This window comes from Streptomyces sp. ASQP_92 (genome assembly GCF_025399895.1).
In the GTDB taxonomy this organism is placed as follows: domain Bacteria; phylum Actinomycetota; class Actinomycetes; order Streptomycetales; family Streptomycetaceae; genus Streptomyces.
This window is the reverse complement of the sequence record NZ_JAODUA010000041.1, coordinates 1-16,830: the sequence shown is the minus strand read 5'-3', so window position 1 is coordinate 16,830 and position 16,830 is coordinate 1. Positions and strand designations below refer to the sequence as shown.

Here is a 16,830-nt window from a genome sequence, read left to right as displayed (position 1 = left end):
GCCCTGGGCGGCGGCCATCGGCTGGGTGGCCGCGGTGGAGGTGGCGTGCGCGGCGCTCTGGAGGGCGGGGTCCGCGCCGTGCAGGGCGGCGAGCAGGCCGGCCGAGGCGCCCGCGATCGGGACGAGGGCGAGCCCCACGAGCAGGCCCTCGGCGGGTATGAGCCCGCTCCAGTGCCCGGAGCACACCGCGCAGGTGCGGGCGTGGCGGGCTATGCGCTTGCGCCACAGGGCGGAGGGCACGCCGTCCCAGGACAGGGCGAGCCCGGACAGCTCGCCGCACCGCTCGATCCCGGCGAGCGCGCGCACGACGACCCGGGCGGTCTCCAGCTGGCCCTTCATGCGCTGGACGCGTACGGCGGCGTGCTCGGCGGAAAGGTCCAGCGCCGAGGCGACCTCGCCCCGGGTGAGCACGCCCGCGGCCTCCAGCCACCACAGCGAGAGCAGTGCCCGGTCGTCGGTCTCCAGCCAGCGGGTGGCCTCGGTGACCTCCTTGCGCTGCCCGGACAGCCCGAGCCGCACGATGGTGAGGTCGACGAAGTCGGCCCCGGGGTCGGCGACGTCGTGCGCGTCCTGGAGCCCACCGGCCACGGGGGCCCGGCGGTGACCCTGCCAGTACCGGCGGATCTCGTTCATGGTGACGGCGACCAGCCAGGACCGGAACGCCTCCGGCTCCCGAAGCGAGCCAAGCCCGTCGAGCATCCGCAGCAGGCTCTCCTGCACGACGTCGTCGACGTCCGCGTGCCCGTCGAGCGCACGGCCCACGATGTTGTACACGAGCGGCAGATACCCGGCGACGAGCTCGTCCCGCGCCCGCTGATCCCCGGCTCGGGCCGCGACGACCACCGCGGCTACCTGTTCACTGATCACGCCTCGTCCACTCTCCCCGGAGCACCGAACCTAACTGACCCGACACAGAGGAGACAGCCCGCGGGCGGTCGGATAACAGAAAACGGATGACGAATATCGACTGCCGACCAACAGATATCGCCCACTGCCGGTCATCCGGGGCCCGCCCCTATGGACTTCGTCACCCCGGTGGACTTCGTCACGCCCACCCCAGGTGCCCGGGCACCCGGCCACCGGCGGCCGTACGGGCACGCGTCCGGCTCGGTACGCTCCCGCTCATGAATGACACCCCCGCTCCCGGGGCGGGACGGCGCCCGGAGGCCGACGCGGTGGCGGGGCGCGGGTTCGGGCCCGCGCCGACGCCGGACATCACCTATACGCAGTGCAAGCGCTGCGGTACCGAGCTGGCCGGGCTCGACGGGCGGTACTCGTGCGGGGTGTGCGGGTGGTCCAACCACTGGTCGGAGGGGCACCGCCCGCTGCCGGCGGCCGAGGACGACCCGGACGCGCCGCCCTCGCCCGTCAATCCGCTGAGCGAGCAGTAGCGGCGCCGGCCGGCCGGTCGAAGGGGGCCCCGCCGTCGGCCGGCGGATCCAGGGACGCGGGGGCGGATCGCCGGGCGCCGGAAGCCGTGGGGCGCCGGGGCGCGGGTGTATCGTGCCGAACACCTCTCTCACGAAATGTACTGTTTTGTACGATGACTTGAGTGACCCCGGGTTCCGGCGCCGCGCCCTTCTGGCCACCCTCCCCGCCGCCTTCGCGCTGAGTGGCTGCGACGCCCCCCTGCCCCGCCGTGAGCGCGAGCGGCCGTCCGCGCAGGGCGCGCCGCCCGGGCCGGTCCGTCAGGACGGGGTGGCCGGGCCCCGGCAGCAGCACGTGCTCTTCGTGGCGTACGACCTCAACCCGGGCACCCGGGGCGCCCCGGGCCGGGACGCGGTGCGCCGGCTGCTCGCGCGGTGGAGCGAGCTGCTCGCCGGCAGACCGCCGGGGCCGACCGCCACCGTCGGCATCGGGCCCGCCCTGCCGCCCCGGCTCGGCACCGGCGCCCCCGAGGGGCTGCGGGAGCTGCCCGCGTTCCCCGGTGAGCACCTCGACGCGGGGGCGGGCGGCGGCGAGATCGGCGTACAGATCTGCGCGCAGGACCCCTGGGCGTGCGAGGCGCTGGCCGGGCTGCTCGCGGGCGCCGGCGCGGGGGTGCTGCGGCCGCGCTGGCGCCAGGCCGGTTTCCTGCCGCCCGAACTGCCCGGGCCCCAGGGCCTGTTCACCCCGCCCAGGGACGGCGGGACACCGCGCGACCCGCTCGGCTTCAAGATGGGCACGGCCAATCCCTCGGCGGCCGAGAGCGAACGCTGGGTCTGGCTGTCCGGGCCGGGCCCCTACGCCGACGGCACGTTCCTCGTCGTACGCCGCATCCGGCTGCGCGTCGAGGAGTTCGGGCGGTTGCCCGTGGCCCGGCAGGAGCAGATCGTCGGGCGCCGCAAGCGCGGGGGCGAGCCGCTGGGGGGCGGCTCGGAGCACGACGACGTCGACCCCGAGGCCCGCACCGCCGAGGGCGGGGCCGTCCTGCCCGCCGACGCGCATGTGCGGCTCGCCCACCACCGGCTCGACGGGGGAGCCCGGATGCTGCGGCGCGGGTACTCCTACGAGAACAACCCCGCCGACCGGGGTCTGCTCTTCTTGGCCTACCTGAAGGACCCCGCGCTGTTCGTCCGCGTCCAGGGGCGGCTGGCCTCGGGGGACGCGCTCAACTCCTATGCCGAGCACTATGGTTCGGCGCTTTTCTATGTGCTGCCGGGGGCCCGGCCCGGTCGTCCCCTCGGCAGCATGGTGTTGTAGTCCTTCGTTCGCCTCAGCCGCCCTTCGGCGGGACGGGGGGCTCCGCGCCCGGGAAGTGGCAGGCCACCTCCCGGCCCTCCCCGGCCGTCACGGTCCGCAGCACCGGCGCCTCCGTGCGGCAGACCGACTGGGCCCGCGAGCAGCGGGGGTGGAAGGCGCAGCCGGGCGGGGGCGCGGCCGGGCTCGGGGGGTCGCCGAGCAGGGTGATGCGTTCGCGGGCCCGCTCGGCCGCCGGGTCCGGCAGGGGGACCGCGGACAGCAGGGCCTGCGTATAGGGGTGGGCCGGGGCGGCGTACACCCGCTCCTTCGCGCCGATCTCCACCACCCGGCCCAGATACATCACGGCCACCCGGTCGCAGACCCGCTTCACCACCGACAGGTCGTGCGCGATGAAGAGGTAGGCCAGGCCCAGTTCCCTCTGGAGGCGTTCCATCAGGTTGACGATCTGGGCCTGTACGGAGACGTCGAGGGCGGAGACCGGTTCGTCCGCCACGACCAGCTTGGGGTCCAGGGCCAGCGCGCGGGCGATGCCGATGCGCTGGGCCTGTCCGCCGGAGAACTCGTGCGGATAGCGGTCCATGTGCTCGGGGATCAGGCCGACCAGGTCCATCAGTTCGGCGGCCCTGGTGCGCGCCGCCGACTCCGGACTGCCGTGGGCCAGCAGGGGGTCCGCGATGGCGCGGGCGACCGTCTGGCGCGGGTTGAGGGAGGAGTGCGGGTCCTGGAAGACCATCTGGAGGTCCTTGCGCACCGGGCGCAGCTCGCGCCGGGACAGCCGGCTGATGTCCTGGCCCTCGTAGGCGATCGTCCCGGAGGTGGGCTCCAGGAGGCGCACGATCATGCGGCCGGTGGTCGACTTGCCGCAGCCCGACTCGCCGACCAGACCCAGGGTCTCGCCCGCCGCCACGTCGAAGCTCACCCCGTCGACGGCCCGCACGGGTGCCGAGCGGCCCCGCCTGCCCGGGAAGTGCATCCTCAAGTCCCGTACGGACAGGAGGGGTTGGGGGGCTGCACCGTTCATGAGGCGACGCCTTCGTATGCGGGGAGGTGGCAGGCGACCGGATGGTCCGGGGGTCCGGCGAGCAGGGGGCGTTCGCTCGCGCAGCGCTCGCGCAGGGCGGCGTCCGCGGCGGCCGCCCTCGGGCAGCGCGGTGCGAAGGCGCAGCCGGGGGCGGGCTCGAGGAGGGAGGGCGGGCTGCCGGGGATGGCCCGCAGCGGCTGGTCGTCCTCGTCGTCGAGGCGGGGCAGCGAGTCGAGCAGGCCGCGCGTGTAGGGGTGGGCGGGCATCGCGAACAGGGCGTCCACCTGGGCCTGTTCGGCGGCCCGGCCGCCGTACATGACGAGCACCTCGTGGGCGACCCGGGCCACCACCCCCAGATCGTGGGTGATCATCACGACGGCGAGTCCGCGCTCCTGCTGGAGGCGGGCGAGCAGCTCCAGGATCTGCGCCTGGACGGTGACGTCGAGGGCGGTGGTCGGCTCGTCCGCGATGAGCAGTTCCGGTTCGCAGGCCAGCGCCATCGCGATCATCGCGCGCTGGCGCATCCCGCCGGAGAACTGGTGCGGGTACTCGCCCGCGCGGCGCGCCGGTTCGGGGATGCCGACCTCGGCGAGCATCTCCACGGCGAGCCTGCGCGCTTGTGCGCGGCGGGAGTTGAAGTGGACGCGGTGGTGCTCGGCGATCTGCTCGCCGATCGTGTAGTAGGGGTGGAGGCTGGACAGCGGGTCCTGGAAGATCATGGCGATGCGGCGGCCGCGCAGCTGGTTGAGGTCCCGCTCGGGCAGGCCCACCAGCTCGCGCCCCTCCAGGGTGATGGAGCCGGTGACCTCGGCGCCGGTGTGCAGGCCGAGCAGTGCCATCGAGGTGACGGACTTGCCGGAGCCGGACTCGCCGACGATGCCCAGGGTGCGGCCCCGGCGCACCTCGAAGGACAGGTGGTCCACGGCCCGCACCGGGCCCCGCGCGGTGGGGAAGGTGACGCTCAAGTCGCGGACGGACAACAGGGGTTGGGGCTCGGCGGCAGGGGGCATCAGAGCCTCACTCGCGGGTCGACGACGGCGTACAGGAGGTCGACGGCCAGGTTGGCGACGACGATGAAGGCGGCCGCGAGCAGGGTCACGCCGAGGATGACGGGCTGGTCGCCGCTGGACAGGGCGCCGTAGAAGAGGCGCCCGATGCCGGGCAGGCCGAAGATGGACTCGGTGATGACCGCGCCCGCGAGCAGCCCGCCCAGATCCATGCCGAACAGGGTGAGGATCGGGGTCATGGCGGAGCGCAGGCCGTGTTTGACGACGACGGTGCGGCGCGGCAGGCCCTTGGCGCGGGCGGTGCGGATGTAGGGCTCCGCCATCGTCTCGATCATCGAACTGCGGCTCTGGCGCGCGTACATGGCGGCGTACAGGACGGCGAGCGCGATCCAGGGGAGCAGCAGATTGGACGCCCAGCTCAGGGGGTCGCTGGTGAGGGAGACGTACTGCGGGTAGGGCAGCAGTCCGGCGACGCGGATCAGGCCGTAGATCAGCATCACCGAGGTGAAGTAGACCGGCAGCGAGGCGGCGGCCACCGCGCCGACCATCAGGGCCCGGTCGGTGAAGGTGTCCTTGCGCAGGGCGGCGGCCACCCCGGCGGTCAGGCCGAGCACCAGCCACAGCACGGCCGCGCCAAGCGCGAGCGAGGCCGAGACCGGCAGGCGGTCCATGAGCAGCGCCCACACGGACTCGCTGTTCTCGTACGAGTAGCCCAGGCACGGGAAGTCGCAGTGCAGGGCGTACTGGCCGGTGCCCATGGTGCGGCCGGTGAAGATCCCGGAGGCGAAGTCCCAGAACTGGCGCCACAGCGGCTGGTCCAGGCCCATGTGGGCGCGGATCGCCTCCAGGCGGTCGGCGCTGCACGACTTGCCGCAGGCGGCGGCGGCCGGGTCGGAGGGCAGGACGTAGAAGATGGTGAAGGTGACGGCGGCGATGGCGATGAGCACGCCGAGTACGCCGAGGATCCGGCGGGCCAGATAGCGGGTCATGTGCGGCTGCCCCTCGGGTCGAGGACGTCGCGCAGGGCGTCGCCGAGCAGGGTGAAGGCGAGCACGGCGAGGAAGAGGCAGCCGCTGGGGATGACGAAGTACATGGGGTCGGTGTCGTAGAACGACACGCTCTCGGCGATCATCTGGCCCCAGGACGGGGTGGGCGGGCGCACGCCGACGCCGAGGTAGCTGAGCGCGGCCTCGGTGGCGATCATGCCGGGGACGATGAGCGTGGTGTACGCGATGACGGGCCCGGCGACCCCGGGCAGGACGGAGCGGGTCAGGATGCGCCAGGGGCCGGAGCCGCCGACGCGGGCCGCGTCCACGTACTCGCGGTGTTTGAGCGAGAGGGTCTGGCCGCGCACCACCCGGGCGATGCCGGGCCAGCCGAACAGGCCGATCACGGCGGTCATCAGGAGGATGCGGTTGACGTCCTTGGCCACCGACATCATCGCGATCATGAAGATGAGGGACGGGAAGGACATGGTGAGGTCCATCAGGCGGGACAGGACCGTGTCGGTGCGCCCGCCGAAGTAGCCGGCCGCGATCCCGGCGGCGGTGCCCGCGACCACGACGATGGCGGTCGCGGTCAGGGCGATGAGCAGCGAGACCTGGGCGCCGTACACGACGCGGGCGAACAGGTCGCGGCCGGTGACGGGCTCCACGCCGAGCCAGTGCTCGCCGGAGATCCCGCCGAGCGCGCCGAGCGGCTGGCCGCCGAGGTAGGGGTCGATGACGGTCTTGTCGAACGCGTCGGGCGACCAGCCGCCGAGCGCGCCGAGCACCGGGGCGCCCGCCGCCATGATCAGGAAGAGGACGACGACGGCGAGGGAGACCTTCACGGAGGTGCGGCGGCGCAGTTCGGCGCGGGCCAGCTGCCAGGGTCCCCGGCCGGCGGACGGCGCGGGCGCGCGGGCCGGTGTCTTCAGGGGAGGGGTCAGGGGAAGGGTCATGGCGCTTCGGGCCCTCAATTCCCGCTCGTGGCAGGGTTCTTGAGGCCGATGGTGGCGTAGTCGAGCTGGCCGCCGAAGGACGTCTGGCCGTAGCCGCCCGCGATGTTGGTGCCGAGCACCAGCGGCCAGCGCCGGACCAGGACCGGCAGGGCGGGCGCCTTGGCGAGGATCTCGCCGTCGAGGTGCTGCCAGGCCTGGTCGGCGGCCTTGGCGTCGGTCATCGCGGAGATCTCGTCGATGCGCTTCATGGTGGCGTCGTCGCGGAAGATCGAGTGGTTGCCGGAGTTGCCCTTGTCCTTGATGTAGCGGCCGTCGAAGACGAACGGCAGGAACGTGGAGCCGGAGGGGTAGTCCGGGCACCAGCCCGAGTACACGAGGTCGGTGCGGTTCTTGACGTCGCCGATGGTGGCGTAGAACGCGGACGGGTCGACGGTCTCGATGGTGACCTTGATGCCGGCCTTGGCGAGCGACTGCTGGATGGCCTCGGCGCGGCCCTTGTCGCCGGTGGAGACGGTCATCTTCGTCTCGAAGCCGCCCTCCTTGCCCGCCTCCTTGAGCAGCTCCTTGGCCCGGGCCACATCGCCGGTGGCGGGGATCTTGAGGGTGTCGGGCTGCTTGCCGGCGAAGAGGGTGGCCGGCATGTAGGCGGTGGACAGGTCGTTGAAGGCGGGGCCGCCCGAGGAGGTGAGCACCGCGTCCTTGTCGAGCGCGTACATCATGGCCTGGCGCACCCTGACATCGGTGAACGGCGCCCGCCCGGTGTGCATCTGGACCATGTCGGTGCAGTTGGTGGACTCGGCGACCAGCCGTGAGCGGACCTCGGCGCTGGGCAGCACCTTCGGCGCGCTCTCGGGACGCAGCGCCCCCCAGGAGACGGCGGAGGCGTCCGCGCCCTGGCTGGCGATGAGACGGTCGTCGATCTGGGTGGCCTTGAGCCCCATCGTCACCACGATGCGGTCCGGGTACGCCTTGCGCACCGGGTCGGTGGCGGCGTCCCAGTGGGTGTTGCGGACCAGGGTGAGCTGCTTGTTCCGGTCGTACGACTCGACCTTGTACGGGCCGGACGAGAAGGGCCTGTTGTCGTACTTGGGCCCGGTGTCCTTGGCCTGGGGCACCGGAGCGAAGGTCGGCATGACGGTGGCGTTGGGGAACTCCGCGAAGGGCTTGCGCAGTTCGAAGACGATCGTGTGGTCGTCCGGCGTTCTGATCGCGTCCAGGTGCTTGCCCTGGGCGGGGCCCTGGTAGCCGTCGGCGCCGGTGAGGTAGCGGGCCGCGTAGTCGGCGCCGCCGGGCAGGTCCGGCGAGAAGGAGCGCTCGACGTTGTACTTGACGTCCTGCGCGGTGATCGGCGAGCCGTCCTCGTAGGTGAGCCCTGGTCTGAGGTGGAACGTCCAGGTGCGGGCCCCGTTGGAGGGGGTGCCGAGGTCGGTGGCGAGGTCGGGCACCAGCTCGCTGCCGGCGGTGCCGGGGGCCGCCTTGTAGGTCACCAGGGTGCGGTAGAGCAGCCGGGTGCCGAAGTCCATGTCGTTCATGACCCAGTTGCGGGCCGGGTCGAGGTGGGTGAAGTCCTGGTTGGACAGGACGGTGAGGGTGCCGCCCTTGACCGGCGTGCCACCGACGATCTTGCCCACGTTCGCGGCGGCGGGGTTCTTGCCGCCCTGGCCCTGGCCCGCGCTCGGGTGCTTGGTGCCGGAGCAGCCGGCCGCGCCGAGGGTGAACGCCGCCACGACGGCGACGGCGATGCAGGTGCGCTTGTTCATCAGTGGTCACTCCGTGAACAGTTCGGCCAGCCATGGGGCGGCTGGAATGTGACCCGTAACATAGTAATGTGAAATTGCACTGACAAGGTGTCGGGGACTCTTTTATCCGCCCTTGGCCCATCCCGGGTCAGGGCGTTCCGGCTCGGGAGGGGTTGCCGCCCAGGTCGGAGAGTTGATCGGGGACGACTCCTTGGCAGGCGCAGTGCCATGTGAAATATTACCGAGGTGTCCATGGGATCCAGAAGCTCCACCGCCGGCACCGCGGACGTCATCGTGGTGGGCGCGGGCGTCGTGGGGGCCGCCTGTGCCTACTACGCGGCCCGCGCCGGCCTGAGCGTCACCGTCCTCGACCGGGGCCCGGTGGCGGGCGGCACCACGGGATCGGGCGAGGGCAACCTCCTCGTCTCCGACAAGGAACCCGGCCCCGAGCTCGAACTCGCCCTGCACTCGGCCCAGTTGTGGCGCGAACTCGCCGAACTGCTGCCGCGCGCAGTCGAGTACGAGCCCAAGGGCGGCCTCGTCGTCGCCTCCGACGAGGCGGGCCTGGCCGCGCTGCGCACCTTCGCGGCGGGCCAGGAGAAGGCGGGCGTGACCGCACGCGAGGTGGCGGCCGACCGGCTGCACGACCTGGAGCCGCATCTGGCGCCGGGTCTCGCGGGGGGCTTCCACTATCCCGAGGACGCCCAGGTCATGCCCGCCCTCGCCGCCGCCCATCTGCTGCGCGCCTCGGGCGCCGAGGTCCGGCCCGGGCAGGAGGTCACCGGGCTGCTCACCGGGGGCGACGGCGCGGTGCGGGGGGTACGGACCGCCTCCGGCGTGCTGCACGCGCCGCACGTGGTGAACGCGGCGGGCACCTGGGGCGGCGAACTCGCCCGCCTCGCCGGGGTGTTGCTGCCGGTGCTGCCCCGGCGCGGCTTCGTCCTGGTCACCGAACCGCTGCCGCGCGTGGTGCGGCACAAGGTGTACGCGGCGGACTACGTCGCCGATGTCGCCAGCGGCTCGGCGGCGCTCCAGACCTCGGCGGTCGTCGAGGGCACGCCGGCGGGGCCGGTCCTCATCGGCGCGAGCCGCGAACGCGTCGGCTTCGACCGCCGCCTCTCGGTGGAGGCGGTCAGCCGGCTCGCGGCGGGGGCGACCGCGCTCTTCCCCTTCCTCGCGGGGGTGCGGGCGATCCGTACGTACGCGGGGTTCCGGCCGTACCTGCCCGACCACCTGCCGGCGATCGGGGCGGATTCCCGGGTGCCGGGGCTGCTGCACGCGTGCGGGCACGAGGGGGCGGGAATCGGGCTGGCGCCCGTGACGGGCCGGATCATCGCGGACTGCGTCCTGGGGCGCCGGCCGCCGCTGGATGTGGCCCCCTTCGATCCAGCCCGCTTCGACCACTGAGGAGGCCTTCATGGCGCGCACCCCCGAGGAACTGGCCGGAGCCCGGCCCGGCCCCGCCTTCGAGATCACCCTCGACGGCCACCCCGTCCCGGCCCTCCCCGGCCAGACCGTCGCGGCGGCGCTGTGGGCGGCGGGCGTACGGGCGTGGCGGCGGACGCGGGTGGGGGGCCGGGCGGGGGGCGCGTTCTGCGGGATCGGGGCGTGTTACGAGTGCCTCGCGACGGTGAACGGGGTGCCGAACCGGCGGGCCTGTCTTGTGCCGGCGGCGGCGGGGGACGCGGTGGTGACCCAGCGCGGGGTGGGCGCGGTCCGGGACGCGGCGGGTGTCCCGTTCGCGCAGTTCCCCGCGCCCCTGGGTGGGTTGGGGGTGGGCGCCCCCGGGCCTGCGGGGGGTTCGGCTTGCTCGGGTTCGTCCGCGGACCGTGCTGGGCTGGTCGCGCAGTTCCCCGCGCCCCTAGGGGGGTTGGGGGCTGGCTCCCCTGAGCCTGCGGGGGGTTCGGCCTGCTCGGGTTCGTCCGCGGACCGTGCCGGGCTGAGCGCGCAGTTCCCCGCGCCCCTGGGTGGGTTGGGGGTGGGCTCCCCCGGGCCTGCGGGGGGTCCGGCTTGCTCGGGTTCGTCCGCGGACCGTGCCGGGCTGAGCGCGCAGTTCCCCGCGCCCCTAGGTGGGTTGGGGGTGGCGGACTGCGGTTCTGCCAGGGGCGCGGGGAACTGCGCGGGTGACCCTGCACGGTCTGCGGGCGACGACGGTGAGTGCAGCCCCGCTGAGGGCTGGGGGGTGGCGCCCCACAACCCCGCCAGGGGCGCGGGGAACTGCGCGGGTGACCCTGCACGGTCTGCGGGCGACGACGGTGAGTGCAGCCCCGCTGAGGGCTGGGGGGTGGCGGACCGCAACTCCGCTGGGGGCGCGGGGAACTGCGCGAACGGCCCAGCACGGTCTGCGGGTGAAGACGGTGAGTGCAGCCCCGCTGAGGGCTGGGGGGTGGCGGCCCGCAAGCCCGCCAGGGGCGCGGGGAACTGCGCGGGCGACCCCGCACGGGTGGCGGAGGGGGTTGGGGGCGGGCCCCGTGAGGGGTACGACCTCGTTGTTGTGGGGGCCGGGCCCGCCGGCGTCGCGGGGGCCGTCGCCGCCGCCGAGTCGGGGCTGCGGGCCGTCGTCGTCGACCTCGCCCCCACCGCCGGCGGGCAGTACTACCGACAGCCCGCCGCCGAGCTCAACGCCGCCCGCCCGCACGCGCTGCACCACGACTGGGCCACCTTCCAAAGGTGGCAGGAGCGGATGGACGCCGCCCGCGTCGAGCGGCTCGTCCGGCATCACGTCTGGGCGATCGAGCGCCACGGCGAGCAGGAGTGGACGGTCCACGCCGTCACGGGCGACGACGGCGCCGACGCGCGGCCCGTACGGATACGGGCCCGCGCCGTGCTGCTCGCCACCGGAGCGTACGAACGCCAACTCCCCTTCAGGGGCTGGACGTTGCCCGGAGTCGTTGGGGCCGGCGGGGCGCAGGCCATGCTCAAGGGCGGGCTCGTGCTGCCCGGGAAGCGGGTGGTCGTCGCGGGGAGCGGCCCGCTGCTGCTCGCCGTCGCCGCCTCGCTCGCCGAGGCCGGCGCCGACGTGCCGGCGGTGATCGAGGCGTCCGGATACCTCGGCTACGCCCGGCACCCCCGCGCGCTCGCCGCCAACCCGCACAAGCTCGTCGAGGCCGCCACGCACGGCGCGACCCTGCTGCGGCACCGGGTGGCGCTGCGCACCCGCAGCGCGGTCACCGAGGTGCACGGCGCCGGACGCGTCGAGGCCGTCACCGTGATGCGGCTCGACGCGCGGTGGCGGCCGGTGCCGGGCACGGGCCGCGAGATCGCCTGTGACGCGCTGGCCGTCGGCCACGGCCTGATCCCCGGGATCGAACTCGCCACCACCCTCGGCTGCGCCACCCGCGTCACCCCCGACAACACCCTCGCCCTCGACCTGGACGCCCGCCAGGAAACCTCCGTACGCGGCCTGTGGGCGGCGGGCGAACCGGGAGGCGTCGGGGGCGCCCAACTGGCCATGGCAGAAGGGGAGTTGGCGGGGCAGGCCGTCGCGGCCCGGCTGGGCGCGTACCCGGGCCCGGGCGGGCGCGTGCGCCGGTTGCGGTCCCGCCGCACCCGGCTGCGTACCTTCGCCGAAGCCATGGCGGCCCTGCACGCGCCGGGTCCCGGCTGGAGCGAGTGGCTCGCCGACGACACCGAGGTGTGCCGCTGCGAGGAGGTCACCGCGGGCAGCGTCCGCGAGGCCGTCCGCGAGGGCGCCCGCGACGCCCGTACGGTCAAACTCCTCACCCGGGCCGGCATGGGCTGGTGCCAGGGCCGCACCTGCGGAGCGGCGGTGTCGTGCCTGGCCGGCGACGGCGAACCCCCCGCGCAGCGCCGCCCGTTCGCGGTGCCCGTCCCGCTCGGGGCGCTCGCGGACCTCGCCCCGGCGGCCCCCGTGGAGCCGAGGGAGCCGGGGGGACCGGGGGAGCCCCAAACGTAACGTGACATTGTACTCTGGGTCTCCGCTCGGTACGGAGGAACAGCAGCATGGGACACCTGAAGCAGAGCAAGCTCATCACCACCACCGAGCGGCTGCGCGACCAGGTCGCCCACGAGCTGCGCGCGGCGCTGATCTCCGGCGAACTGCGCCCCGGCCAGGTCTACTCGGCGCCCGGCCTCGCCGAGGAATTCGGCATCTCCGCGACGCCCGTGCGCGAGGCCATGCTCGACCTCGCGCGCGAGGGCCTGGTGGAGCCGGTCCGCAACAAGGGCTTCCGGGTCACCGAGGTCAACGAGCGCGACCTCGACCAGTACACCGAGATCCGGGCACTGATCGAGGTCCCGATGATCGGCCGGATCACCCGCTCCGCGGAGCGCGCCGACCTGGAGGCGCTGCGGCCGGTCGCCGAGGAGATCGTGCGCGCGGCCCGCGACCACGACCTCATCGGCTATCTGGAGGCCGACCGCCGCTTCCATCTCTCCCTGCTCGCCCTGTCGGGCAACGAGCGCCTGGTGGAGACCGTGGGTGACCTGCGCAAGCGTTCGCGCCTGTACGGTCTGACGGCCCTGGACCAGCGGGACGAGCTGATCCCCTCTGCCGAGGAGCACATCGAACTGCTCGATCTGATGCTGGCCGGTGACGCCCGGGGCGCCGAGAAGTGCATGACCCGCCACCTCGGCCACGTCCGCTCGCTGTGGGCGAGGAGCGAGGCCGCCGAGGCCAAGCCGAAGCGCCGCCTGGGCGCGAGCCGCTGAACTCTCACCCCTCCTTGGACTCCGCGCGCTCGACCGGGATCCACAGCGCCGCGTCCGTGGCGTCGCCGATCTCCGCCGGGCGGGTGCGCAGAATCTCGGGACCCGGACGGCTCTGGTAGGGGTTGGACGGGAACCACTGCGTGAACACGTCCCGCCACAGCTCCTGGAGTGCCTGCGGGTAGGGTCCGGTGTTCTCGAACACGGCCCAGGTGCCCGCGGGCACGAACAGGGCGTCCAGGTCCTCGGGCGGCTCGTGTTCGCTCAACGCGGCGTGCCAGTAGTCGAGTTCGGTTCCCTCCGCCCGGCTGGGGTCCAGGCCGTCGCAGGCCGAGACGATGCCCCGGGGCTCCTGGTCGGACAGGTGGTGGATACGGAGCGAGGTGTCCTGCCCGATGCCCTGGACGAACGCGGCGATCGCCGGGTTCACCCCCTGGTGCACGAGCGGAACCCGCGCCTTCCTGCCGACCAGGTGGAACGCTTTTTTCTCCACGACCCGGTAACGCATGCTGGTGCTCCCTTCGACGACGAGACGGAAGGACATCCGGGGCTGGGACCGCAGGGCCGCGCCGGTGCGCCGTGCCTCGCCGGGGCCGACGCCGTGCACGGCACGGAACGCCCGCGCGAACGCCTCCCCCGACGTGTAGCCGTAGCGCACCGCCACATCGAGCAGCGTGCCCGGCCCGGCGAGCACCTCGGCGCCCGCGACGGTCAGCCGCCTGCGCCGCACGTACTCCGACAAGGGCATCCCGGCGAGTGCGGAGAACAGCCGGCGGAAGTGGTACTCCGACGTCATCGCGGTACGAGCCAGCTCGCCCACGTCGATCTTCCCGTCGAGGCACTCCTCGATCCGGTCCATGGCCTCGTTGAGCCGCTTCAGCATCCCCGGCCCCCCTCCTTCCTTACGCCCTCCACGCTAGGAGCGGGCCGCCCCACCCCACCCGACATTCTGTGCCCGCTCCTGTCGTATCCCGGCGGCGGCCACGGTGAGCGGCTCCGGGCCGGTCAACACGCCTGACCGGTAAGGGGGTTAGCCCCCCACGGGCGCACCGGGCCAGCCGGATGGTGTCGCCCGCGCCCGACGGCGAGGCTGTGGCGCATGACGAACTTCCTTCAGCGCGCGGCGCTGGTCACCCTGTCCGGCGCGGCCCTGGCCGCGAGCCTGCTGTCCCCGGCCCAGGCCGCCTCCCCGGCCGCCGACCCCGCCCTGACCTGGCGTTCCTGCGCCAAGACCGGCGGTCCCCTCGACCAGGAGTGCGCCGACCTGTCGGTCCCCCTGGACTACGGCGACCCGGCCGGCCCGCACCTCACCCTCGCCGTGTCCCGGCTGCGCGGCGATCATCCCGAGGCGCGGCGCGGCACCCTCGCGGTGATACCGGGCGGCCCCGGCGGCTCCGGGGTGCAGCGCCTGACGCAGAAGGGCGAGGCGCTGCGCAAGGAGACGAAGGGCGTCTACGACCTGGTCGCCTTCGACCCGCGCGGGGTGGGCGGCAGCACCAGGGCGAGCTGCCAACTGGCGCCGGACGACCGGAGATTGGTGAACCTGCGGTCGTGGCCGGACGCCGACGGCGGCATCGCCGGCAACATCGCGCGGGCCCGCCGCACCGCCGAGGCCTGCGCCCGCAACGGCGGCGCGGTCCTGCGCAGCTTCAGCACCGCCAACGAGGTGCGCGACCTGGACCTGCTGCGCCGGGCGCTGGGCGAGCGGAAACTGTCGGCGTGGGGCACCTCGTACGGGACGTATGTGGGCGCCCAGTACGCGCAGCGGTTCCCCGGGCGCACCGACCGCATCGTGCTCGACAGCAGCGGCGACCCGGACCCCTCGCGCGTCGAGCGGGGCTGGCTCGCCAACATGGCCAAGGGCGTGGACGACCGCTTCCCCGACTTCGCGGCCTGGGCCGCCGACCCGGCGCGGGGTGACCTGCGCCTTGCCGAACGCACCGACGGCGTACGGCCGTTGTTCCTGGATCTGGCGGCGGCCCTGGACCGGGCGCCGAAGACGTCGACCACACCGGGCGTCCCGCTCACCGGCAACCTGCTGCGCCAGGCCCTCCAGAACGCGCTGGTCGAGGACGCCGCCTTCCCGCAGCTGGCGCGGCTCGTCGAGGAGGCCCGGGATCCGGCGGCGGTGCCGGTGCTGCCGCCCGCCCTGGCGGCGCCCCTTCCCGACGAGGACGCGGCGGTGACGCTCGGCGTGCTGTGCAACGACGTGACCTGGCCGACGTCGATGGGGGAGTACCGGCGCGCGGTGGCCGCCGACCGGGCCCGGCACCCGCTGACGGCGGGGATGCCCGTGAACGTCACGCCGTGCTCGTTCTGGAAGGACGCCCCCGCACAGAAGCCCACCCGGATCACCGACGACGGGCCGTCCAACGTCCTGATGATCCAGAACCTGCGGGACCCCGCCGTGCCGTACTCCGGCGCCCTCGAGATGCGTGCCGCGTTCGGCGACCGGGCCCGCCTGGTCAGCGTCGACCACGGCGGCCACGGCGTCTATCTGGCCAACGGCAACGCGTGCGGGGACCGCGCCGTCACCCGTTTCCTGATCACGGGCGAGCGGCCGCGGGGCGATCTGTACTGCGGCGCGTAAGGCGCGGGGCGGCCGGGCTCAGTGAGCGCGGTCGCCGTTGCCGGCCGCGGTGCGGTACCGCTCGTTGAGGCGCTGGGCCTCCTCCAGCTGGTCCTCCAGGATCACGATGCGGCAGGCCGCTTCGACGGGGGTGCCCTGGTCGACGAGTTCGCGGGCGCGGGCGGCGATCCTCAGCTGGTAGCGGGAGTAACGACGGTGGCCGCCTTCGGAGCGCAACGGGGTGATCAGCCGGGCCTCGCCGAGGGCGCGCAGGAACCCCGGGGTCGTGCCGATCATCTCGGCGGCGCGGCCCATCGTGTAGGCGGGGTAGTCGTCGTCGTCCAGCCGGTCACTGAGCGGGCGGTCTGCTGTCATGTCACCTCTTGCGCAACGCTTCCAAGGGCCCCGGCCGTGCGGGGACCGGAGTTCCGAGGGGAAATTCAACACCATCGGCCCCTGTGGCCGTCGCGCCGACCCGTCGGGGGCGTTGCACGGCCCCATACGAGAAGGGCCCCGCCGGTGTCGGCGGGGCCCTTCTCTTACGTTGCGGTGCGGTGGCCCGCACAGCTGCGCGGCTAGGCGAGCGCGGTCGCGCCGAACAGCGCGGACGCCTCTTGCATCGGCGTCAGGGGGCGGACGGGCGCGGCCGGGGACATTCCCTGGCAGGTGAAGCCCAGACGGGTCATGGCCCGGGTCACCTCCTGCGCGCTGAAGTCGCGCCGGTCCTGGCGGGTGATGACCTCGCCGACCTGCTTGACCGGGTAGTGGCGGCGTCCGATGAGCACGGACTCACCCACGACGGGCTCGGGCTTGATGCCCTTCATCGAGGCCACCACCCCGCTCTTGGAGAGGTCGAACGGGAAGCGGGCGATGACGCAGCGCATGATGCCTCACAAGGCTCGGGGGGTGGACCGACCGGGATGTCCCGGTCGGCGGAAGGGCGCGAACGCCCCGAAGCGGATGATCAGGCGGCCGCGGTGCCGGCCTGGCGGGACTCCGTGGCGCGCGCGGGGCGGCCGCTGCGCTGGCCCGGACGGCCGCGCCGGCCCCGGGACGAGGCGGAGGCGCTGCGCCGGGGACGCTCGGCGACCGGGGCGGCGATGGTGACCGGGATGCCGGAGGGGGTCTGGGCGCCGGTGATGCGCGTCAGCTCCTCGTCGCCCGAGCTGACCTGGGTGGTCTGCGGCACGATGCGGGCGCTG

Annotated in this window: 15 protein-coding genes and 2 pseudogenes; 7 read left to right on the top strand and 10 right to left on the bottom strand. The window is 73.8% G+C overall.

Annotated features, from left to right (window positions below; genetic code table 11):
• On the bottom strand, positions 1-867 hold an 867-nt coding region (locus N4G70_RS36420; protein WP_261717073.1), incomplete at its 3' end, for an RNA polymerase sigma factor.
• A 257-nt stretch (positions 868-1,124) separates the two neighbouring features.
• On the opposite strand from N4G70_RS36420, the gene N4G70_RS36415 reads away from it, so the two are divergent.
• Both N4G70_RS36415 and N4G70_RS36410 read left to right on the top strand, forming a co-directional pair.
• Complete coding sequence (locus N4G70_RS36415) at positions 1,125-1,391, top strand: hypothetical protein (protein WP_261717072.1); 267 nt, start codon at positions 1,125-1,127, stop codon at positions 1,389-1,391.
• 157 nt (positions 1,392-1,548) lie between these two features.
• A complete protein-coding gene (locus N4G70_RS36410; protein ID WP_261717071.1) occupies positions 1,549-2,682 on the top strand; it encodes a Dyp-type peroxidase in 1,134 nt (377 codons plus the stop codon).
• Positions 2,683-2,695: 13 nt separating this feature from the next.
• Here the strand turns inward: N4G70_RS36410 and N4G70_RS36405 are convergent, their stop codons facing one another.
• From N4G70_RS36405 to N4G70_RS36385, 5 genes are read right to left on the bottom strand one after another with little or no spacing between them, the layout of a single operon-like run.
• Positions 2,696-3,703 carry an ABC transporter ATP-binding protein gene (locus tag N4G70_RS36405; RefSeq protein ID WP_261717070.1) on the bottom strand — a complete coding sequence of 336 codons (1,008 nt, stop codon included), beginning with the start codon at positions 3,701-3,703 and terminating at the stop codon, positions 2,696-2,698.
• Complete coding sequence (locus N4G70_RS36400; protein ID WP_261717069.1) at positions 3,700-4,713, bottom strand: ABC transporter ATP-binding protein; 1,014 nt, start codon at positions 4,711-4,713, stop codon at positions 3,700-3,702. The genes N4G70_RS36405 and N4G70_RS36400 overlap by 4 nt, the downstream gene beginning before the upstream one ends.
• Positions 4,713-5,699 (bottom strand): ABC transporter permease, encoded by a 987-nt coding sequence (locus tag N4G70_RS36395; RefSeq protein ID WP_261717068.1) that lies wholly within the window; start codon positions 5,697-5,699, stop codon positions 4,713-4,715. Before N4G70_RS36395 ends, N4G70_RS36400 begins: the two co-directional genes overlap by 1 nt.
• The gene (locus tag N4G70_RS36390) at positions 5,696-6,652 is read right to left on the bottom strand and encodes an ABC transporter permease (protein WP_261717067.1); all 957 of its coding nucleotides are present in this window, start codon (positions 6,650-6,652) and stop codon (positions 5,696-5,698) included. Before N4G70_RS36390 ends, N4G70_RS36395 begins: the two co-directional genes overlap by 4 nt.
• Positions 6,653-6,666: 14 nt before the next feature.
• Positions 6,667-8,412: an ABC transporter substrate-binding protein gene (locus tag N4G70_RS36385; RefSeq protein WP_261717066.1), complete on the bottom strand. Its 1,746-nt coding sequence runs from the start codon at positions 8,410-8,412 to the stop codon at positions 6,667-6,669.
• 231 nt (positions 8,413-8,643) lie between these two features.
• On the opposite strand from N4G70_RS36385, the gene N4G70_RS36380 reads away from it, so the two are divergent.
• The 4 genes and pseudogenes from N4G70_RS36380 (at position 8,644) to N4G70_RS36370 (ending at position 13,062) form a co-directional block, all read left to right on the top strand.
• Positions 8,644-9,798, top strand: coding sequence for an FAD-binding oxidoreductase (locus N4G70_RS36380; protein ID WP_261717065.1), 1,155 nt, complete (start codon positions 8,644-8,646; stop codon positions 9,796-9,798).
• A pseudogene (locus N4G70_RS37310) lies at positions 9,761-10,081 on the top strand ((2Fe-2S)-binding protein); the annotation flags it as partial. The gene N4G70_RS36380 and the pseudogene N4G70_RS37310, both read left to right, overlap by 38 nt.
• Positions 10,082-10,885: 804 nt before the next feature.
• Entirely contained in the window at positions 10,886-12,307 is a 1,422-nt protein-coding gene (locus N4G70_RS36375; protein ID WP_399038088.1) for an FAD-dependent oxidoreductase, read from the top strand.
• A 47-nt stretch (positions 12,308-12,354) separates the two neighbouring features.
• On the top strand, positions 12,355-13,062 hold the full coding sequence (locus N4G70_RS36370) for a GntR family transcriptional regulator (protein WP_261717064.1): 708 nt from the start codon (positions 12,355-12,357) through the stop codon (positions 13,060-13,062).
• Positions 13,063-13,066: 4 nt separating this feature from the next.
• Here N4G70_RS36370 and N4G70_RS36365 read toward each other — a convergent pair whose 3' ends face one another.
• Positions 13,067-13,942: an AraC family transcriptional regulator gene (locus N4G70_RS36365; RefSeq protein ID WP_261717063.1), complete on the bottom strand. Its 876-nt coding sequence runs from the start codon at positions 13,940-13,942 to the stop codon at positions 13,067-13,069.
• 216 nt (positions 13,943-14,158) lie between these two features.
• Here N4G70_RS36365 and N4G70_RS36360 point away from each other — a divergent pair, with 216 nt between their 5' ends.
• Positions 14,159-15,649, top strand: coding sequence for an alpha/beta hydrolase (locus N4G70_RS36360; RefSeq protein WP_261717062.1), 1,491 nt, complete (start codon positions 14,159-14,161; stop codon positions 15,647-15,649).
• An 18-nt stretch (positions 15,650-15,667) separates the two neighbouring features.
• On the opposite strand, the gene N4G70_RS36355 is transcribed toward N4G70_RS36360, so the two are convergent.
• The 3 genes and pseudogenes from N4G70_RS36355 to N4G70_RS36345 all read right to left on the bottom strand — a co-directional run.
• A complete protein-coding gene (locus N4G70_RS36355; RefSeq protein WP_261717061.1) occupies positions 15,668-16,003 on the bottom strand; it encodes a MerR family transcriptional regulator in 336 nt (111 codons plus the stop codon).
• Positions 16,004-16,203: 200 nt separating this feature from the next.
• Positions 16,204-16,512, bottom strand: coding sequence for an SCO5918 family protein (locus N4G70_RS36350; protein WP_261717060.1), 309 nt, complete (start codon positions 16,510-16,512; stop codon positions 16,204-16,206).
• 80 nt (positions 16,513-16,592) lie between these two features.
• Positions 16,593-16,830, bottom strand: a pseudogene (locus N4G70_RS36345) (ATP-dependent helicase); the annotation flags it as partial.